Raw genomic sequence first — 17,532 nt, forward strand, 5'->3', positions numbered from 1 at the left:
AAAGAAATGCTCACAGTCCAGGACATTTCCTCCCTTGTTGGCGGAATCATTATCTACTTTTCTCCATCTTCGTTTTTAATACTATTCCATTCATCTTTTTCATTATATATGAAAAAATTCTATAATTGCAACGCTATGTCACAAATTACGTTCGATTTCGCTGTAATTCATACAAAAGAATACCCGTTGCAACAGATACGTTCAGGGACTCCGCACTGCCGAAGATCGGAATCTTCACATTTAGCGTTGACTCCTCTTGAAGAATCTCCTGCACACCTGCCCCTTCATTACCCATGATTAAGGCAAACCCATCCACTTCTGGCGTTTCTCGCATATCTACAGAATTTTGAAGGGAAGTAGACAATACCGGTAGATCATGTTCCTTACACTGCTCTATCACTTCTAGAAGGTTCGCTTTAACGATCGGCAGATGAAATAAAGATCCTTGCGTTGATCGAACGGTTTTACCATTATAAAGATCCGCTGTACCCTCACCTAAAAACACACCATCAAGGCCCGCACTATCGGCTGTACGAATGATCGTACCAAGGTTTCCTGGGTCTTGAACCCCATCGATTAAAAGGTAACGTCCGCCTTTTTTAATAAGTTCTTCAGACTGATCCATCATTTCACAAACCGCAATGATGCCTTGGGGTTTTTCAGTTTCAGAAAGTTGTTTCATCAATTTAGCCGGAACAGACCAAAGTGTGAATTTTTCCTTTAACCAAGCTTCATTAATTTCAAAATTTTCTTCAACGATCACATGTTGAAGTTTTGCACCAGACGCGATTGCTTCTTCTATAAGATGAGGACCTTCAAGTAAAAATGTCCCGGATTTTTCACGTTCTTTTTTGGTATGAAGTTTTTTCCATTGCTTTAAGGAAGCATTGGATTCTGATTCAATGTGCTTCATTTTCAAGTGTTCTCCTTTAAATCATAAATATTTTACTTTTTTCTCATAAAACATGCCTAGAACGTACACAATAAAAAAAGAAAAAATTAATAGAGGTGCATATCCATGAATCTAGACCTAAGAAAAGCTGTTTTGCATAACGTTACTGGCAACAATAAAGAGCAGTTACAAGATACGATCGTAGATGCCATCGAGAGTGGAGAAGAGAAAATGCTTCCTGGTCTTGGTGTTCTTTTTGAAGTGATCTGGAAAAATTCTGATCAGCAAAAGAAGGAAGAAATTTTAAACACACTTTCAGACGGCTTGAAGTAAAACCCGGTTCACCGGGTTTTTTATTTTTGTTTAAAGTTAATTATTTTATTAATAGCCAGTATCTTGACGTTCATGATTTACTCTATTCTTTGCAAAGTAAGCTTCTTCAATCTCTTTAATTGAAAAGCCGAGTTTCACACCGAGCCCTAAAAATGTGTCAAAAAACGATTGGAATTCTTCGTGTGATAAAGATTTAGACCCCGATTGATATAGAGTTAAAAATAAAGTATTGATATCTATCTTGTCCATCTTCTCGCCAAGATCAACCTCATTGGTCATTTCAACCTCTTTAAAGCCCAAATCTAATCCTATCGATAAGACAAAATGTAGTCCGTCTACATATTCTTCTAAAATTACTTCTTTTTCAGAAGCAGGACGTTTACTCCAATATTTAAAGCATCTTGTTTCGTTCGCTAGTTCACCAAGCTCAACAAGAAACGCTAATCTTCTCTGTTCAAATAACGATGAGTTATCAAGATTATGTTCTTTTACTATGCGCATATTTAATTTGTTCTGCATGGAAAAGAGTTGTACAATTTTCACGTTCATCCCTGCCTTTCATTCCTAAGCTATTATAACGTTAACTAGTCCTACATTCGAGGATGAATTTCTAATGCAAAAGTAAAATTCATGTCGGAAATTTTAAACTCGCCGGATTATCGCATAAACTCGCCGGATTTTTTTGAAATCTCGCCGGATTATCCATCAAATTTAAAGAATTAACATCATCTACTTAACTTATGAAGGCGATATGCAAACCGGTTGAATTTCACAGATTTTCTTTATTAACAAAAAAACATGGGCTTCGCATGAAATTACATACGAAACCCATGTTTTTTACCTTCCTTTTTTTATTTTACTTCAGTTTCCACTATGCAGGCATGCGTTGTTTTTGCTGTTCTTCTTTCTTTTCCTCAAAGAACTCACTCCATTTAATGACCCATTCTTTTCTTCTCAATAAATAAAACAATATCGATAACACGACAATGATAGCTGCAGAAGTAACAAGCGAGAGAGAAAGCAGAACCGAGCCAAACGAAGAATAAAATATAGCGATTGGAACGTTTGATATGATACTAGCTTTTGTATATTCTTTGAAATTGGACGAGATCTCGATCAAGCATAGACTCAAAAGATGAAAATGCATAAAGGGTATCATTTTTAAAATAGCAATCTGACCTACGGAAAACGGCATTCGTTTTCCAATCCACTTTTTTTGCAGTTTTTTTACTTTTTTCATCAGCTTCGGCATACTTTTCATTCCCCAGTAAAAGAGTACACTAGAAAGCGTGATTCCAATGACTGAATACAATGCACCAGCGACTGCTCCAAACAAAATTCCTCCTGTAAGACAGATCAGCCCTACCGGTAGAAAAAAGAACTGTCGAAACGCTTGAAGAAGAATGAACAATAAAGGGGCAAAGATTCCACTGAACTTGAGCAACTCGATGAACACACTACTGTTGTCTAACACGCACTCATCCCCCCTTTAAGTCAGCATATGACAGAAGACGAGCTCTGTATGACAGAATGTTCGCATGCATAAACACCACTTCTTTTTGACACCTTAAAGATAGATTGTTTGCTTACATAGTTCTTAGTTTTTTAGGAGGAGTCCGAATCATGGATACAGTTGTACTCGCGAGAGCGTTCTTTGGTACATCACTAGGTTTTCATATTATTTTCGCAACACTTGGTGTGGGTCTTCCTTTGATGATCGTCATCGCCGAAATCATACATCAAGTAAAAGGTGACAACGATTATGCCATTATGGCGAAACGTTGGACAAAGGCGTTTGCCGTTTTATTAGGTGTTGCCATTCCATCAGGAACAATTGTCGGTGTGCAATTATCTTTGCTCTGGCCAGGATTTATGGAAATCGTAGGAAAGGTTATCTCACTTCCTTTTCAGATCGAGATCTTCGCTTTCTTTTTAGAAGCGTTATTCATGTCGATCTACGTATATGCTGCAGACAGATTGCCAAGATATTTCCGTTTGATATCTGTATTTTTTGTAGCACTGGGAGCTGTCGCTTCCGCCATCTTAATTTCTGCGGTTAATACGTGGATGAATACACCAGATGGATTTAAAATCAAACCGGATGGGACGATCTATGATGTCTCTCCGTGGGATGCTTTCTTCAATCCTAGCTTTTTATCCTCTTCTTTTCACGTCGCCATTACGGCTTATATGACAGGTGCGTTTGCTGTGGCTTCGGTAGCCGCATTTAAACTGTTAAAGAAGCGACCTGACCGTGAACGCGCTTACCATTTAAAAGGATTGTTCATGTCTCTTACTGTTGCTCTCTTGATGAGCTTTGTCTCTGCTGTTTCCGGGCATCATTCAGCGCAGATCTTGCACCAGCACTCACCTGAAAAACTAGCAGCTGCTGAAGGGCTATTTGAGACTCAAAGATATGCACCACTTGCAATAGGGGGCTATACAGACCCTAAGACAGAGGAAGTGAAGTACGGAATCGAAATACCTTGGGCGCTCAGCTGGCTTGCTGCTGGAAAGTTCGATACAGAAGTAAAAGGGTTGTACGAGTTTCCTCGAGAAACATGGCCACCTTTTTATGTACACACGCTTTTTAACTTAATGGTCGGGATTGGAACACTTTTATTAGGACTTGCTGCAGTAGCTTTAGCCTACTGGTGGTTCTTCGTAAAAAAGAGAGGAAAACCATTTCCAAAGTGGCTTTTATGGTCGCTTGTTTTATCAGGCCCACTCTCTATGCTTGGCATTGAGTTCGGGTGGGTATTCAGCTGTAGCGGAAGACAGCCATGGACGATCTATCGCGTTCAGACGACGGCCGAAGCTGCAACAAAGAATGAAGATCTCGGAGTGCTCTTCCTATTGTTCTTAGGTCTATATGCGTTGCTCAGTGTTTTAACGGTTCTGATTTTAACTGCTTATTTCAAGCGAAACCCTGTTTCAAAAGATATGGAAAAACTTCAGAGTTAGAAAGGAGGAATGAAGGATGAGCGAAGAAATTTTAGCGATTCTGATGATGTGGACGTTTATTTTTATCTATAGCATTTTCGGTTCGATCGATTTTGGAGCTGGATTCTGGGCGATGATCTACAACAACCATAAAACGATGGCAGGAAGAATCGCAAATCGTTTCTTGTCCCCCACTTGGGAAATCACAAACACGTTCTTAGTGCTTTTAGTGGTTGCATTTGTTGGCTTCTTTCCTAAAGGAGCATACACTCTCGGAACGGTCATGCTCGTTCCAGTTTCTTTGATTCTCTTTTTACTTGCTATTCGAAGTGCTTTTATGGTGTTCTCGTATTCTGTTCAAGGATATCGCAGAACGATGTTTATTATCTCAGGCATCTCTGGCTTGCTTATTCCATCTTTGTTGATTGCCGTGCTTCCTATCTCACAAGGTGGATTTATAGCTGTTGACGGCGATACACAGACCCTATTGCTAACAAAACTTCTCACAAGTCCAACACTCTATTTGTATGTCCTTTTCGGCCTAACATCTGAGTTGTATCTTTCTTCGTTATTTTTAGCTGATTATGCAAGAGTTTCAAAAAAAGAGGATGCATACAGGTTGTATCGTAGCAATGCGATTATGTTAGGACCATTGACCCTACTCGCTGCGCTTTTCACTTTGTTATTCATAACACCTGAATCTAGATGGCTCATCGATAATCTAATGGATCAAAAAATCTGGTTTATTCTCTCTTTGGTTGCATTCTTTATTGCATACGCTTCTCTTTGGTGGCCAAAACAAAACCGTCCAGGAATTGGACGGCCGCGTCTTACACTATTAGCAACTGTTTTACAATATGGTCTTGCAAGCGTTGGTTATGGTTTAGCTCATCTGCCTTACATCGTATATCCTGATTTAACGATCTATGAGGCGTTTACTGCACCAGAAACGTTTTACTCCTTAATGATTATGTATATCGTTGGTCTTGCCATCTTGGCCCCAGGATTCTATATATTCTGGAGGTTGTTCTTAAAAGACAAACGATACCTTCAACAGGAATAGCTTCTATATAAACCAGCCTGCTAAAACTGTTATAAACATACTTAAAAGAGGCAGCCCGTAACGAAATGAAGGATGTTTAGTCTTATGACGCAACTTTTTCATAGCTAGCCACATACCGGGTGCTCCACCAATAACTGCGATCAGCCATAGCCTCGCTTCAGGTGTGCGCCATTCGCCCTTTTTGGCAGATAACTTATCTCTTTTCATAACATAATAGGCGGCTACGTTTAAAATGATTAAATATATGATTAACACCTTGTTGTTTCCCTTCAGAATGAAAAAAGATCATCTCCATCAATTGAGGAAATGATCTTTTCTTTTTTTACTTAAGCTTTTAGGCTGTCTTTTGCTTTTGAAGCTAATTCAGCGAAAGCTTTTTCGTCTGTAATAGCGATCTCAGAAAGCATCTTACGGTTGATGTCGATACCCGCAAGTTTAAGACCGTGCATTAAACGGCTGTAAGAAAGACCGTTTGTACGAGCAGCAGCGTTAATACGAGTGATCCAAAGCTTACGGAAGTCACGCTTCTTTTGACGACGGTCACGGTAAGCGTACATAAGTGATTTGAATACTTGTTGTTGTGCTACTTTAAATAATTTATGTTTGGAACCGAAATAGCCTTTAGCTAGTTTAAGAACTTTTTTACGACGACGACGTGTTACATAGCCACCTTTTACTCTTGGCATATTAAAAACCTCCTATTTTTAAATCGATTGATGAACGATTAACGTTTTTTGTAAGTTAACAATGTGCGGATACGCTTGTAGTCACCGCTGTGAACAAGTTTCGCTTTACGAAGCTTACGCTTAGCTTTAGTTGACTTGTTAGCAAACAAGTGACTAGTATAAGCGCGAGCACGCTTTAATTTACCTGATCCAGTTTTTCTAAAGCGCTTCGCAGCACCTTTATGAGTTTTCATTTTAGGCATAATGGTTATCCTCCCTGGTAAAAATTATTTTTCGGCTTTAGGCGCAAGGATAAGGAACATGCTACGACCTTCCATCTTCGGTTTCGTTTCAACCGTAGAAAGATCTTCACATTCTTTCGCTAACTTCTCCAATACCGTTTTTCCGATTTGAGAATGAGTGATTGCACGTCCACGGAAACGAATACTTGCCTTTACTTTGTCACCTTTTTCAAGGAACTTACGGGCATTTCTAAGCTTTGTATTAAAGTCGTTTTCCTCAATCGTTGGACTTAGACGAATCTCTTTAGTCGTAATGACCTTTTGATTTTTTCGTGCTTCACGATCTTTACGTTGTTGCTCGTATTTAAACTTACCGTAGTCCATGATACGACATACTGGCGGTTTAGCAGTTGCAGCAACGAGTACAAGGTCAAGATTTGCGTTTGTAGCAAGATCTAAAGCTTCTTGTCTAGATTTAATGCCAAGCTGGCTTCCATCAGGACCGATTAAGCGAACCTCACGAGCACGAATACCTTCATTGACAGACATGTCCTTACTAATAGTAAGTCACCTCCAAATTTTTTCAGTGAGTGTTTTAAATCACTCGACTTGTTATTTCTGCAAATAAAAAAAGCGTCGGCGCAACGATCACCCACACATAGTAAACCGGCTATGTACACTTTGACATGCCTGAATATCCATCTACCCATCAACAGCCTTTCTTGGCGTCGAGTCAGGTGAGAAGCGGGTGCTTCTGCTTGTTTGATGCTTTTGCTTATTTTATTAACCTTACATACTATAACACATTGGAGACATAAGTGTCAAACAACGAATGTAATAACAGCAACGAAATTAATTTTACTTCGTTTACGAAAGGAATGCAAGAGTTTTTTTATTCACCCCTTCGGTTTTGTTGTTTTACTGTCCGCTTTTTCAGTTTTACTGTCCACTCTTCCCGATTTACTGTCCACTTTCAACAAATTACTGTCCACTTTTCACTTTCCTATAAAAAAAGACGGCCAACTCAGCATTGGCCGCCATCTTAATTACCTTATCTCTTTTCGTTAATTTGAGCTAAAATCTTATCTCGGAAATCTTCGTAAGAAACAGTCTCTGACTTTTGCTCACCATATTTACGAACGTTAACTGCATTGTCTTCGATCTCCTTATCACCTAGAACAAGCATGTAAGGAATCTTCTTCATCTGAGCTTCACGGATCTTGTAGCCCATCTTTTCATTTCTAGTATCGATCTCAACACGTACAGCATGCTTCTTCAAATCTTCTTGAAGCTTATACGCATACTCATTATGAACATCTGATACAGGAATCAGTTTCACTTGTACTGGTGCGAGCCATGTAGGGAACGCTCCAGCAAAGTGCTCAACCAAGATTCCTAAGAAACGGTCGATCGAACCATAGATCGCACGGTGAATAACAACTGGACGAACCTTTTGGTTGTTTTCATCTACGTACGTTAGATCGAACTTTTCAGGCATCTGGAAGTCCAACTGAATAGTTGCACACTGATGACTTCTCTTAAGAGCATCTTTAATATGGAAGTCAATCTTCGGACCGTAGAACGCTCCATCTCCCTCGTTCAGGTGATAGTTCATGCCTAGATCTTCTAGAACATTCTTCAATGCGCCCTCAGCCTGTTCCCATAAGCGGTCATCCCCCATAGAATCTTCAGGACGAGTTGAAAGTTCAACAGAATATTCGAAGCCAAACGTGCTGTAGATTTTATCAACTAACTTAAATACGTTTTTAATCTCACTTTCGATCTGCTGTGGCGTTACAAAGATATGCGCGTCATCTTGGCAGAACGTACGAACACGGATCATACCGTTTAGTGCGCCACTATATTCGTGACGGTGTACTTGACCGAACTCAGCCATACGTACTGGAAGATCTCTGTATGAATGTAGTTTGTTCTTAAAGATCAGCATGTGACCCGGGCAGTTCATCGGCTTCATCGCAAATTTTGTATCGTCTACTTCAGAGAAATACATGTTTTCATGATAATGGTCCCAGTGACCTGATTGTTCCCAAAGACGCTGATTCATCATAAACGGAGTACGCACTTCATCGTAATCCACTTGGCGTTGAAGTTCGCGAGAGAAATTCTCAAGCTCAGTACGAATTGTCTGACCGTTAGGAAGATAGAAAGGCATTCCTGGTGCTTCTTCTGAGAACATGAATAACTCTAGTTCTTTACCTAGTTTACGGTGATCACGTTTTTGAGCTTCTTCAATAAAGTGAAGATACTCATCAAGATCTTTTTGGCTTAAGAACGCAGAACCATAAATACGTTGAAGCATTTGGTTGTCACTGTCTCCACGCCAGTATGCACCAGAGATGCTCATTAATTTATACGCTTTGATTTTCCCAGTTGAAGGAACGTGCGGCCCACGGCAAAGGTCAAAGAATTCACCTTGCTCATAAATCGTGATCTTTTCACCTTCAGGAAGGTCACGGATCAGCTCAAGCTTTAAGTGATCGTTTAATTTTTCGTAAATCTCAAGCGCTTCTTCACGACTAACTTCTTTGCGGACGATTGGAAGGTTTTCGTTTACGATCTTCTTCATTTCTTTTTCTATCGCAGGCAGATCTTCTGGTGTTAAGTTATGAGACATATCTACATCATAGTAGAACCCGTTATCAATAACTGGTCCAATTCCAAGTTTCACGTCTGGATAAAGACGCTTAAGCGCTTGAGCAAGCAAATGGGCATTCGAATGTCTTGTCATTTCAAGACCCTCTTTAGAATCCTGCATCACGATCTCAATCGATGCATCTTCTTCGATAGGACGTGAGAAATCATATAATTGTCCGTTTACTTTCCCTGCAACTGCTTTTTTCTTTAAACTAGGGCTGATACTCTCTGCAACTTGTTCAGAAGTAACGCCTTTAGGAAATTCCTTGACTGAACCGTCAGGGAACTTGATTGAAATTGACGACATGTAAAACATCTCCTTTTTAATTTGGGGTCTATCTGATTGAAAACAAAAAACACCCGTCCCTATAGAAGGGACGAGTGATGATCTCGTGGTTCCACCCTTGTTCCGACAACTTTAAACAAGCCAATCGGCACTCGGACAGTGTAACGGACTGCGACCGTCAGCGATTACTAAAAATGTTCACCGCTGAAGTTCCAAGGTGGTAAAGCAATTTTCCGTGTTAGGAAGCTTTCAGCCATGACTTCCCTCTCTATGAACCGTAAAAATATGCTTCGTGTCCTTATCAATACAGATTGAATGATAAAATTATACACCTATTATATGCAGTCGTTTTTCAAAAAGCAAGAGGACTCTGTAAGTTTATGACTTTTTTTTACGATAGGATCGATGTTCTTTGTACGACATCCCCTCAATCGGTTTGATTGTTACTTTTTCTTGAAAGATATTCTTCACCGTTTGAAGCAATGGATGGTCCATATCATATGCATAGATCCTGGCGGAATTTGGTGAGATTCCGACTAAAGGGCCTAGAAGTCTTTCATCCAGATTCGTTACATTCGTTAGTCTAAGGGCTTTTTCATGAAACATCATCAGTTCAGTATGAGTTAACTGATTTCGATGTTCATCAAAAAGGAGTACTTGCTCTTGTTCAAAAATAATGACGATATCAGCTGAAGTAAATGTTCTTTGTTTCGTTAAGCATGTCCTTAACTGCTCCACGAACATTTGGTACTCTAGTTCTAGCTTGTACTCATCAATGGCACACTCTACGATCTTCAGTAAGGTTGCTAAGTAATCCTTCAACCTAAATTTAATGAATGATTCAAATTCTAAGAAGTCTGTTTTAGAATCCAGAATTGATTCCCATTGTCTTCGGATCAACTCATTTAAGCTTGGGAGATGTTTGACATCAGGTATCCCTTCGATCTCACCAAGTATGATACTTTTTGTGATAGATAAGATCTCTTTTTGCTCTGCTGAATCGCTGTAACAAAATGCTTGTTCAATCATTTCCTTCAAACAAATATCCTCTACTTTGTTTCGAGTAAATTCTGTTAACACATCCAATATGAACGTTTTTCTCTCATGTATGTGCAGTTCAAGAATTTTTGAAGAAGCTTCAGATAATTTGGCAAAGGAAGGGTTTATTTTATGCTCAGCTGCCATTCTGATCATTTTTTTCAAAACAGCTATACCATCTGATGGGTGTGAAAAAGCAATCGCGACCAAATAAGTCCCCCCCATATAAAATCCTCAATAATACACTATATGGGACGAGGTCCTAAAACATGTTACTTACAAAAGAAAAAACAACCCTGGAAGTAGGGTTGTTTCAATAAACAAATTTACGCTCGATTCTTGATAAGATAAACGCCATGCCTAGGGTCAAGATTAAGTACATTAAAGCGGCTGTCATGTATGGCTCCCAAGGTCGATAATATTGACCCATCATCGCTCTCGCATAATACATCAATTCAGGGGTAGCAATAATTGAAACGAGTGATGAATCTTTGATCAGTACAATAAACTCGTTGCCAAGAGGAGGAATCATTCTTCTAGATGCCTGTGGCAGGATAACATGTTTCATAGCTTGTACATGATTCATACCGAGTGAGCGCGCCGCCTCCATCTGCCCTCTATCGATCGACTGAATTCCTGCTCTAAATATCTCTGCAATATAAGCAGCGGCATTAAGAGAAAGAGCTAGGACGCTCGAAATGAACACGTTTGGTGGCTTCATAAAGAGCGGCATGAGTGCTGAATGGATCAATAGGATCTGAACGAGTAACGGAGTACCTCGGAAAAAACTAATATACCACATGCAAGGAAGATGAATGAACGGGTTCTTCACCATTTTGCCGAGTCCGATGAATAATCCTAAAATCGTACCAAATAGAATCGCTAAAAATGATAATTGTACAGTTACCCATGTTCCTTTTAAGAACAAAGGCATGTAATCACTGATAATCTGTAAAGAGTATTCCATGTAGACCTCCTGAGAATGTTATTGTTTCAGCACATCTACATTTGGTTCTTCACCAAACCATTTTTTATAGATCTCAGCATATTTCCCATCATCGATGATTTTCTTCATCGCTTTGTTTATCTCATCTTGATGTTCACCATCTTTAGGGAAGATGATTCCGTAAAATTCACTCTCAAAATTTTCTTTATCGCTGATTGTCACTAGCTTTTTATCTGGATTATTCTTTTCATATTCTTGCACTACGGCATTATCTGCAACAACTGCTTCTACTTCACCGTTTAATAGTGCTTGTATCGCTAATACATTGTTTTCGTATTTCTTTATGTTTTCACTCTTACCAAACATTTTTTCAAGTGCCTCTTGACCGGTAGTTCCGTTCTGCACACTAACCTTCATTCCCTCTAAGTCCTTTGCACTTTTAATCGATGTTCCTTCTTTCGCTAAAATCATGTTAATCGATTCAAAGTATGGTGAGGAAAAGTCATAACTTTTCTTACGTTCGTCATTAATCGTAATGGCAGAGATTCCTGCATCTACTTCTTCATTCTGAAGAGCTATAAATAACGGGTCCCAGCCTTTATTTTTTAATTCATAATCTAGTCCTGCTTCCTTCATCACGGCATCAAGCAGATCCACGTCGAACCCTACAATCTTTTCACCGTCTAAGGATTCAAAGGGGGCATATGCTGCATCGGTTCCCACCGTCAGTTTTTCACCAGATCCTGATCCTGAATCAGTGCTTCCGCAAGCAACTAGGAACGCAGCAGATAAACCTATTAGTCCCATTTTAAATTTTCGTTTCATTTCCATTCTTATATTTCCCCCTTTATTCTAAATATTCTTATATTATACACAAAATTTTAAATATAAGGAAAATTACAATAATTATTTTTATTAAGAAGTTCACTTATTAAAATTTTCGGCGTAAAACAAAAGACCCCTTCTAGGAGTCTTTCATGATATCTATATTCTGCATATCTCAATGGGACAGTCTTCACAGCTGCAAGCTGTTTTCAAGTATTCTAATGAAATAATAGTAAACGTCCCGTCTTTAAACGTAATAGCACCGTCTTTCTTTAACTGATTTAACATACGGTTTACCGTTTCCCTTGATGTTCCTATGAGTTCTGCTAGATCTGTATTTGTAAATCGTTCAGAAAGAACAATTCCTTCTTGCTTCATAATGCCATATGAATTTGCAAGCCTTATTAAGGTTGAACACAGGGCTCCTTTTTTCCCGTATAACATTAGATCTCTGAACTTCGACCGTGTGATGGCATGCATATTACTCATCCATCTCATAAATTCAACAGCGACTTCACCATGTTGAGAGATCATTCTTTCAAGGTCTTTTTGCTGAATAACTCCAACATCGCACCCTCTAGTGGCTCTAGCACTATAATTGTAAAGCGAGTTCAATGAATTTCCTAACTCACCAATTAGATCTCCTTCTTGAAAAATATACAATACGAGCTCTTTTCCCTCTTCATTCATCTTCGTAATTTTAATTTGACCTTTCCTTAAATAATACAACCGATCAGCAGGATCGTTATCTACAAACAAATAATGATCTTTCTCTACTTTTTTTGAATGCATGATGCTTTCTAAGTATTGAAATGTTTGTTTTGAGAAGATATCAGTATTCTGATACGAACAAAAATTTGATTGTTGCATGCAGGCTCCCATCATTAAACCCTCCCCGCTATTCTCACTTCCATTATAATCCACAACACGTATAACGAGTGTGAGTTTTATCACACCTCCTGTGAATGATTGATAAACTTCGAATTTAAAGTTCGTATAGTTCTATAAAAGAAGCTTGCAGACGTTGCTGTCTACAAGCTGATACTTACCAAAATTTATATCCAGGTGATCCCGGAGGCGCGTGTTGAATCATATGCCAGAAAGGAATGGTATATGCGATAAGGATTAACGCTCCACTGATTCCAACCCAAAGTTTCCAGTTCTCTAATACAGCGGGAGTTGATAAGGCACCCTCCTCAACTTCTCCAATCGGAAATTCTGTGATTCCTATAGGAGCCTTGAAGGCTAAAAACCAAACGATATACATTAATAGAATAATCGCTAAAAATAAGATAGTACCACCAATAGCCATAGCGATCTGATAAGGAATCCAATCAATGGCTTGCGGATGACCCGTATACGTAGTATAAGAAGTTCTTCTTGGAGCACCGAAAAGACCTACAGCATGCATAGCTCCTGACATTATGGTCATACCTACTGTCCAGAGAATGGTCTGAACGATTCCTAATTTATTCATTCTTGAAGTTAACGTACGACCAGTTAAATGCGGAATCAACCAATAACCGATTCCAAAGAAAGTAAGAGCAACTGTAGAGGCTACAGTTAAATGAAAATGCCCCGTAACCCACAGTGTATTATGAATGACTTGATTGAGCTGATGACTAGCATTTATGATACCACCAGCACCAGCCGGAATAAAAATCAGCATCCCCATCATCGGCGCAAAAAAACGCACATCACCCCATGGCAATACTTTGATCCAAGTAAACAATCCCTTAGTTCCCTTTTTTCTACCGGCCGTCTCAAAGACAGCAAACATAGAGAAAGCTGTCATTAATGACGGCACAATCACCATGAATGTTAAAACGACTTGGAAAAACTTCCACGTGTGTGCAATACCTGGTTCAAGCAATTGATGGTGAAACCCTACCGGAATACTAAATAATAAAAACAAAACAAACGAAAGTCTAGCTAAAGCATCACTAAATATTTTCCCACCAATAATTTTGGGTATGACAACATACCAACACATATAAGCAGGAAGCAACCAGAAATAAACAAGCGGATGTCCAAAATACCAAAAAAGCGTTCTGCTTATTAAAATATCAATCTTTTCTACCCAACCAATTGACCACGGAATAAATTGAAGAAGTACCGTTGCAGCTAGACCAAGAGTTGCAACAAACCATAATGTCATAGTCATAACTGCCATATAACTGAATAGAGGAGAAAGCTTATTCTTCGTTCTGCTTTTCCAAATATAATATTGGTTCCACATTGAGAATGCACATAACCAACTGCCAACTACCACATGAACAAGAGCAACATAAAACCATGGGGATGCCTGTAATGGCGCATAGAACGTGTATAGGACTGTGGCTTTGTTTAACAGGATGAAGACTGTCGCTAAAATTGTCCCAAAAGTCATCATGACAAATCCAAGCCAGCCCGTTCTTCTTGGAACATCGTACAAGGTACCCATCGTTTTACTTATTCCTGCATACAAGAAACCCAATATAAAAAAAGTCGTAAAAATGAGTGCCAACAAAACACCATGAGCGGTTAATAATTGATAATAGCCTATAGAAAAAGGAAGTTCAAACGCTCCACTCCTTACAAATGTCTGAAGCAACCCCGCTATTGCTCCAATCAAAAGAGAAACAAAACTGACTGTCAGAAATGATAAACTAAGACTAGCGTCTCTTCGATCTATCATGCCGTCACCTCCAACGTAACTGCCATGACCTGATGTCCTGCTCCACAATATTCATTGCATAGAATAAGATATTTACCTGGTTTTTTAAAAGTGTACGAGATTTTGCTCACGTATCCTGGAGTAACCATCATATTTACGTTTGTTGCTGGAATCTCAAAACCATGAACTACATCTGTACTCGTGACTTTAAAGTGAACAGTCGAACCTTTTGGTACCGACATTTTTGAAGGTGTGTAAGTAAATGCTTGTGCAAGCATAACCGCCTCATATTGCTTTTCTCCTACCCTCGTTAGACCTGGCTTATCAAAAGGAGCTGTAACGACAACTTTTTCCGGGTCGATCGTTTCCATATGACTAGGAGGCTGATCACCCATAGCAAATGCTGATACTCCTACGATTAATAAAAAGAGGGTTAGACACGCTGCACCAGCCCATAACCAGATTTTCTCGTACTTATGAATATGCATGGCTTAACCTCCCTAACGTGATAGATAAAGCAAATAAATTGCACCCCATGATAATACGATAAATAACCCTACACCCATGACTGACAAAAGAGTACCAAGCAAATCCTTTTCTTTTTTTACTGGGATTTCATTCTTTATGTTCCTTTGAATCTCAGGCATCCTCATCCCCCCTCACGTATTACATCTACAGAATAATCTCATAAAAAAAATCCCGCTGTGACAAATGTCATAACAGAGATGATTAAAGTTACACTAAGAAAACCAGTTTAAAAATATAAAAAGCACCTGACATAAAAATGCCAAGTGCTTTGCTGTTAGTTTTGCATCACAAAATCTTTTTCAGCTTTTTCTTCATCTTCAAACACACGTAGTGTTTCGTATTTTGTATTTCGTTGTGCCGGAATCTTACCTGCTTCACGAATTAGTCTTAATGTTAAGTTAGTGTTTACTTTGTGAGTCGTTCCAGCTGCTGACACAACGTTCTCTTCCATCATCGTACTGCCAAAGTCATTACAGCCATAGTGAAGAGATTTTTTACCAACCTCAGGACCCATCGTAACCCATGATGATTGGAAGTTAGGAATGTTATCTAGGAAGATTCGAGAGATCGCAACATTCTTCAAATATTCTCTAGGAGTTGTTTTTTCCGCCTTCATATTCGTGTTATCCGGCTGGAATGTCCAAGAGATAAAAGCTAAGAAACAATCCGTCTCATCTTGTGCATCACGAACACGTTGTAAATGAAGTGCACGTTCTTCGAATGTTTCTCCAAATCCAATGACCATCGTAGCTGTAGAATGAAGTCCAACTTTTTTAGCTGTTTTCATACAATCGATCCACTCTGTCCACGAGCCTTTAAGTCTGCTAATCTTCTTACGGGTGCGGTCATCTAAAATTTCTGCGCCTCCGCCTGGAAGGGAATCAAGTCCCGCTTCTTTTAGTTCCCGAAGCACTTCCTCTAGAGACAGGCCAGATACTTCAACCATCTTCCATACTTCTGCTGGAGAAAATGAATGCATCGTGATATCAAAGCGCTTTTTGATCTCTCTTAATAAGTCCGTATAGTAGCTGAATGGCAAGTTAGGATTTGTTCCACCTTGCATGAGAATTTCTGTACCACCTACATCAACTGTCTCTTGTATCTTTTGGAAGATCACTTCATCATCCAACACATAACCTTCGCTGCTTCCTGGTGCTCTATAGAACGCGCAGAACCTGCAATATGTATCACAAAAATTTGTATAGTTTACGTTGCGGCCAATTACAAATGTGGTAATCGGTTCAGGATGCCACCTTTTCATAATAATATCCGCAACTTCTCCCATGCGTTCTACTTCATCACTTTCATAAAGTTTAACGGCATCTTCTACCGATAAACGTTCGCCATCTAAAGCTTTTTGTAAAATAGATTCTATACTCATCGGTAACCTCCGAATACAATGTCTTAAGATCTTGTCTGTTCTTATCCTATCATATTTTAGTAGAAGAGACAGCTTTGTGTTTTCAAGAAAAAAGCTTCTGCCCTTTAAAAGAGCAGAAACTATATTAATAATCTTCTCTAAAGTTTTTATTTCCACCCATAAAAATCGGAGTACTCAAGTGTTTGATACGCTCCATGATTCTAAGAGCCTTCAATTCATCAAGTCCACCTTTCTGAGAATACGATAGATGCTGCTGCAGCATATCATAATCACAATTTGATGTGTATAGAGTAGGCAGTTTTTCCATCATTCGATATTGAAGGATGACTCCAATGATCTCATCCCTGACCCAATTCGTCATATTCTCCGCACCAAGATCATCAAGCATTAGCACTGGAACAGTCTTTAACAATTCCATCTTCGAATCAAATGTTCCGTCAGATAAGGAAGATTTCATTTCACGAAGAAACTCTGGTGTATGAATGATCAAAGAATGAACACCCTTTTCAGCTAAACCATTCGCGATAGCACCTAAAAGATACGTTTTACCAACGCCAAACTTTCCATAGAAGTAAATTCCTTTTGCCTGATGGCCCGAACCTGCCATCTGGACAAATTCATAAGCCTTCGAGATCGCATTACGTCTTGTTTCATCAATACTATGCTTATACAAACGATCAAATCTCGCTTCGAGAATCTCTTTCGGTATAAAGTAGCTCTTAATCAATGAAGTCATGGATTTCTTTTGTTCGTCGATAATCTTTAGTTCACAAGGTTTGTATCTTAGTTCTACCGTTTGTCTAACTTTCGTTAGTTCAGATCGATACCCTTGCATGAGATTCGGACAGTTATCTAAACCAGGACAATTGCGGCAAGCATGCTGTTCGTTCTTAAAGGTGTAAAAACTGGACAATAATTTTTCCGCATGGACATCTGATATGTCAGGGTTCTCTCTTAGAAAACGCATGACTCCTGGGTCTGTAAGTACTTCTTGTTTCATTCGCTCAAATCTTTCCTGAAACTTATCAAACCCCGGCATATTTTTAACAGATTCCTTTATGGATTCCATATTATTTCCC

20 protein-coding genes and 2 other annotated features (1 of these 22 only partly in view) are annotated in these 17,532 nt (G+C 39.1%); of the genes, 3 read left to right on the plus strand and 17 right to left on the minus strand.

Annotated features, from left to right (window positions below):
* Window positions 1-79: a binding site (T-box leader), on the minus strand; it reaches 143 nt to the left of the window's first position.
* Between the two features lie 66 nt (window positions 80-145).
* Entirely contained in the window at window positions 146-913 is a 768-nt protein-coding gene (locus tag I5J82_RS11575) for a TrmH family RNA methyltransferase (protein WP_198767970.1), read from the minus strand.
* A 105-nt stretch (window positions 914-1,018) separates the two neighbouring features.
* On the opposite strand from I5J82_RS11575, the gene sspI reads away from it, so the two are divergent.
* On the plus strand, window positions 1,019-1,225 hold the full coding sequence (sspI, locus tag I5J82_RS11580) for a small acid-soluble spore protein SspI (RefSeq protein ID WP_066396708.1): 207 nt from the start codon (window positions 1,019-1,021) through the stop codon (window positions 1,223-1,225).
* A gap of 48 nt (window positions 1,226-1,273) precedes the next feature.
* On the opposite strand, the gene I5J82_RS11585 is transcribed toward sspI, so the two are convergent.
* Window positions 1,274-1,774, minus strand: coding sequence for a dUTP diphosphatase (locus I5J82_RS11585; protein WP_198767971.1), 501 nt, complete (start codon window positions 1,772-1,774; stop codon window positions 1,274-1,276).
* Window positions 1,775-2,096: 322 nt separating this feature from the next.
* Window positions 2,097-2,699 carry a TVP38/TMEM64 family protein gene (locus I5J82_RS11590; RefSeq protein ID WP_198767972.1) on the minus strand — a complete coding sequence of 201 codons (603 nt, stop codon included), beginning with the start codon at window positions 2,697-2,699 and terminating at the stop codon, window positions 2,097-2,099.
* Between the two features lie 149 nt (window positions 2,700-2,848).
* On the opposite strand from I5J82_RS11590, the gene I5J82_RS11595 reads away from it, so the two are divergent.
* Window positions 2,849-4,189 carry a cytochrome ubiquinol oxidase subunit I gene (locus tag I5J82_RS11595; protein ID WP_198767973.1) on the plus strand — a complete coding sequence of 447 codons (1,341 nt, stop codon included), beginning with the start codon at window positions 2,849-2,851 and terminating at the stop codon, window positions 4,187-4,189.
* A 16-nt stretch (window positions 4,190-4,205) separates the two neighbouring features.
* A complete protein-coding gene (locus I5J82_RS11600) occupies window positions 4,206-5,231 on the plus strand; it encodes a cytochrome d ubiquinol oxidase subunit II (protein ID WP_198767974.1) in 1,026 nt (341 codons plus the stop codon).
* A 3-nt stretch (window positions 5,232-5,234) separates the two neighbouring features.
* Here the strand turns inward: I5J82_RS11600 and I5J82_RS11605 are convergent, their stop codons facing one another.
* From I5J82_RS11605 to dnaI, 14 genes are all read right to left on the minus strand, one after another.
* A complete protein-coding gene (locus I5J82_RS11605; RefSeq protein WP_260858479.1) occupies window positions 5,235-5,486 on the minus strand; it encodes a DUF1294 domain-containing protein in 252 nt (83 codons plus the stop codon).
* Between the two features lie 71 nt (window positions 5,487-5,557).
* Window positions 5,558-5,917, minus strand: a complete 360-nt coding sequence (rplT, locus tag I5J82_RS11610; RefSeq protein WP_066291543.1) for a 50S ribosomal protein L20 — start codon at window positions 5,915-5,917, stop codon at window positions 5,558-5,560.
* Window positions 5,918-5,955: 38 nt separating this feature from the next.
* Window positions 5,956-6,159 (minus strand): 50S ribosomal protein L35, encoded by a 204-nt coding sequence (gene rpmI, locus I5J82_RS11615; RefSeq protein ID WP_066243622.1) that lies wholly within the window; start codon window positions 6,157-6,159, stop codon window positions 5,956-5,958.
* Window positions 6,160-6,183: 24 nt separating this feature from the next.
* Window positions 6,184-6,687 carry a translation initiation factor IF-3 gene (gene infC / locus I5J82_RS11620; RefSeq protein WP_066396718.1) on the minus strand — a complete coding sequence of 168 codons (504 nt, stop codon included), beginning with the start codon at window positions 6,685-6,687 and terminating at the stop codon, window positions 6,184-6,186.
* 502 nt (window positions 6,688-7,189) lie between these two features.
* On the minus strand, window positions 7,190-9,100 hold the full coding sequence (thrS, locus tag I5J82_RS11625) for a threonine--tRNA ligase (protein WP_066396719.1): 1,911 nt from the start codon (window positions 9,098-9,100) through the stop codon (window positions 7,190-7,192).
* A gap of 63 nt (window positions 9,101-9,163) precedes the next feature.
* Window positions 9,164-9,393 (minus strand) — a binding site (T-box leader).
* A gap of 64 nt (window positions 9,394-9,457) precedes the next feature.
* Entirely contained in the window at window positions 9,458-10,327 is an 870-nt protein-coding gene (ytxC, locus tag I5J82_RS11630; RefSeq protein WP_198767975.1) for a sporulation protein YtxC, read from the minus strand.
* A gap of 103 nt (window positions 10,328-10,430) precedes the next feature.
* On the minus strand, window positions 10,431-11,084 hold the full coding sequence (locus tag I5J82_RS11635; RefSeq protein ID WP_198767976.1) for an amino acid ABC transporter permease: 654 nt from the start codon (window positions 11,082-11,084) through the stop codon (window positions 10,431-10,433).
* Window positions 11,085-11,102: 18 nt separating this feature from the next.
* A complete protein-coding gene (locus I5J82_RS11640; RefSeq protein WP_198768997.1) occupies window positions 11,103-11,888 on the minus strand; it encodes a basic amino acid ABC transporter substrate-binding protein in 786 nt (261 codons plus the stop codon).
* 159 nt (window positions 11,889-12,047) lie between these two features.
* Window positions 12,048-12,842, minus strand: coding sequence for a Crp/Fnr family transcriptional regulator (locus I5J82_RS11645; RefSeq protein ID WP_332873656.1), 795 nt, complete (start codon window positions 12,840-12,842; stop codon window positions 12,048-12,050).
* 91 nt (window positions 12,843-12,933) lie between these two features.
* Complete coding sequence (locus I5J82_RS11650) at window positions 12,934-14,565, minus strand: b(o/a)3-type cytochrome-c oxidase subunit 1 (protein WP_198767978.1); 1,632 nt, start codon at window positions 14,563-14,565, stop codon at window positions 12,934-12,936.
* The gene (locus I5J82_RS11655) at window positions 14,562-15,032 is read right to left on the minus strand and encodes a cytochrome c oxidase subunit II (RefSeq protein ID WP_198767979.1); all 471 of its coding nucleotides are present in this window, start codon (window positions 15,030-15,032) and stop codon (window positions 14,562-14,564) included. The genes I5J82_RS11650 and I5J82_RS11655 overlap by 4 nt, the downstream gene beginning before the upstream one ends.
* A gap of 12 nt (window positions 15,033-15,044) precedes the next feature.
* Window positions 15,045-15,191 carry a cytochrome c oxidase subunit 2A gene (locus tag I5J82_RS11660; RefSeq protein WP_198767980.1) on the minus strand — a complete coding sequence of 49 codons (147 nt, stop codon included), beginning with the start codon at window positions 15,189-15,191 and terminating at the stop codon, window positions 15,045-15,047.
* Window positions 15,192-15,346: 155 nt separating this feature from the next.
* Window positions 15,347-16,453: a cyclic dehypoxanthinyl futalosine synthase gene (gene mqnC, locus I5J82_RS11665; RefSeq protein WP_144698682.1), complete on the minus strand. Its 1,107-nt coding sequence runs from the start codon at window positions 16,451-16,453 to the stop codon at window positions 15,347-15,349.
* Between the two features lie 124 nt (window positions 16,454-16,577).
* Window positions 16,578-17,522 carry a primosomal protein DnaI gene (gene dnaI, locus I5J82_RS11670; protein WP_198767981.1) on the minus strand — a complete coding sequence of 315 codons (945 nt, stop codon included), beginning with the start codon at window positions 17,520-17,522 and terminating at the stop codon, window positions 16,578-16,580.
* Window positions 17,523-17,532 lie beyond the last annotated feature (10 nt).

It is taken from the genome of Fictibacillus halophilus (assembly GCF_016401385.1).
GTDB lineage: Bacteria > Bacillota > Bacilli > Bacillales > Fictibacillaceae > Fictibacillus > Fictibacillus halophilus.

Coding starts and splice junctions, on each gene's coding strand:
- thrS (WP_066396719.1), bottom strand. CDS start 9,100: ATGTCGTCAATTTCAATCAAGTTCCCTGACGGTTCAGTCAAGGAATTT.
- I5J82_RS11640 (WP_198768997.1), bottom strand. CDS start 11,888: ATGAAACGAAAATTTAAAATGGGACTAATAGGTTTATCTGCTGCGTTC.
- I5J82_RS11595 (WP_198767973.1), top strand. CDS start 2,849: ATGGATACAGTTGTACTCGCGAGAGCGTTCTTTGGTACATCACTAGGT.
- mqnC (WP_144698682.1), bottom strand. CDS start 16,453: ATGAGTATAGAATCTATTTTACAAAAAGCTTTAGATGGCGAACGTTTA.
- rplT (WP_066291543.1), bottom strand. CDS start 5,917: ATGCCAAGAGTAAAAGGTGGCTATGTAACACGTCGTCGTCGTAAAAAA.
- I5J82_RS11660 (WP_198767980.1), bottom strand. CDS start 15,191: ATGCCTGAGATTCAAAGGAACATAAAGAATGAAATCCCAGTAAAAAAA.
- I5J82_RS11585 (WP_198767971.1), bottom strand. CDS start 1,774: ATGAACGTGAAAATTGTACAACTCTTTTCCATGCAGAACAAATTAAAT.
- I5J82_RS11650 (WP_198767978.1), bottom strand. CDS start 14,565: ATGATAGATCGAAGAGACGCTAGTCTTAGTTTATCATTTCTGACAGTC.
- dnaI (WP_198767981.1), bottom strand. CDS start 17,522: ATGGAATCCATAAAGGAATCTGTTAAAAATATGCCGGGGTTTGATAAG.
- infC (WP_066396718.1), bottom strand. CDS start 6,687: ATGTCTGTCAATGAAGGTATTCGTGCTCGTGAGGTTCGCTTAATCGGT.
- I5J82_RS11575 (WP_198767970.1), bottom strand. CDS start 913: ATGAAGCACATTGAATCAGAATCCAATGCTTCCTTAAAGCAATGGAAA.
- rpmI (WP_066243622.1), bottom strand. CDS start 6,159: ATGCCTAAAATGAAAACTCATAAAGGTGCTGCGAAGCGCTTTAGAAAA.
- I5J82_RS11600 (WP_198767974.1), top strand. CDS start 4,206: ATGAGCGAAGAAATTTTAGCGATTCTGATGATGTGGACGTTTATTTTT.
- I5J82_RS11655 (WP_198767979.1), bottom strand. CDS start 15,032: ATGCATATTCATAAGTACGAGAAAATCTGGTTATGGGCTGGTGCAGCG.
- I5J82_RS11635 (WP_198767976.1), bottom strand. CDS start 11,084: ATGGAATACTCTTTACAGATTATCAGTGATTACATGCCTTTGTTCTTA.
- sspI (WP_066396708.1), top strand. CDS start 1,019: ATGAATCTAGACCTAAGAAAAGCTGTTTTGCATAACGTTACTGGCAAC.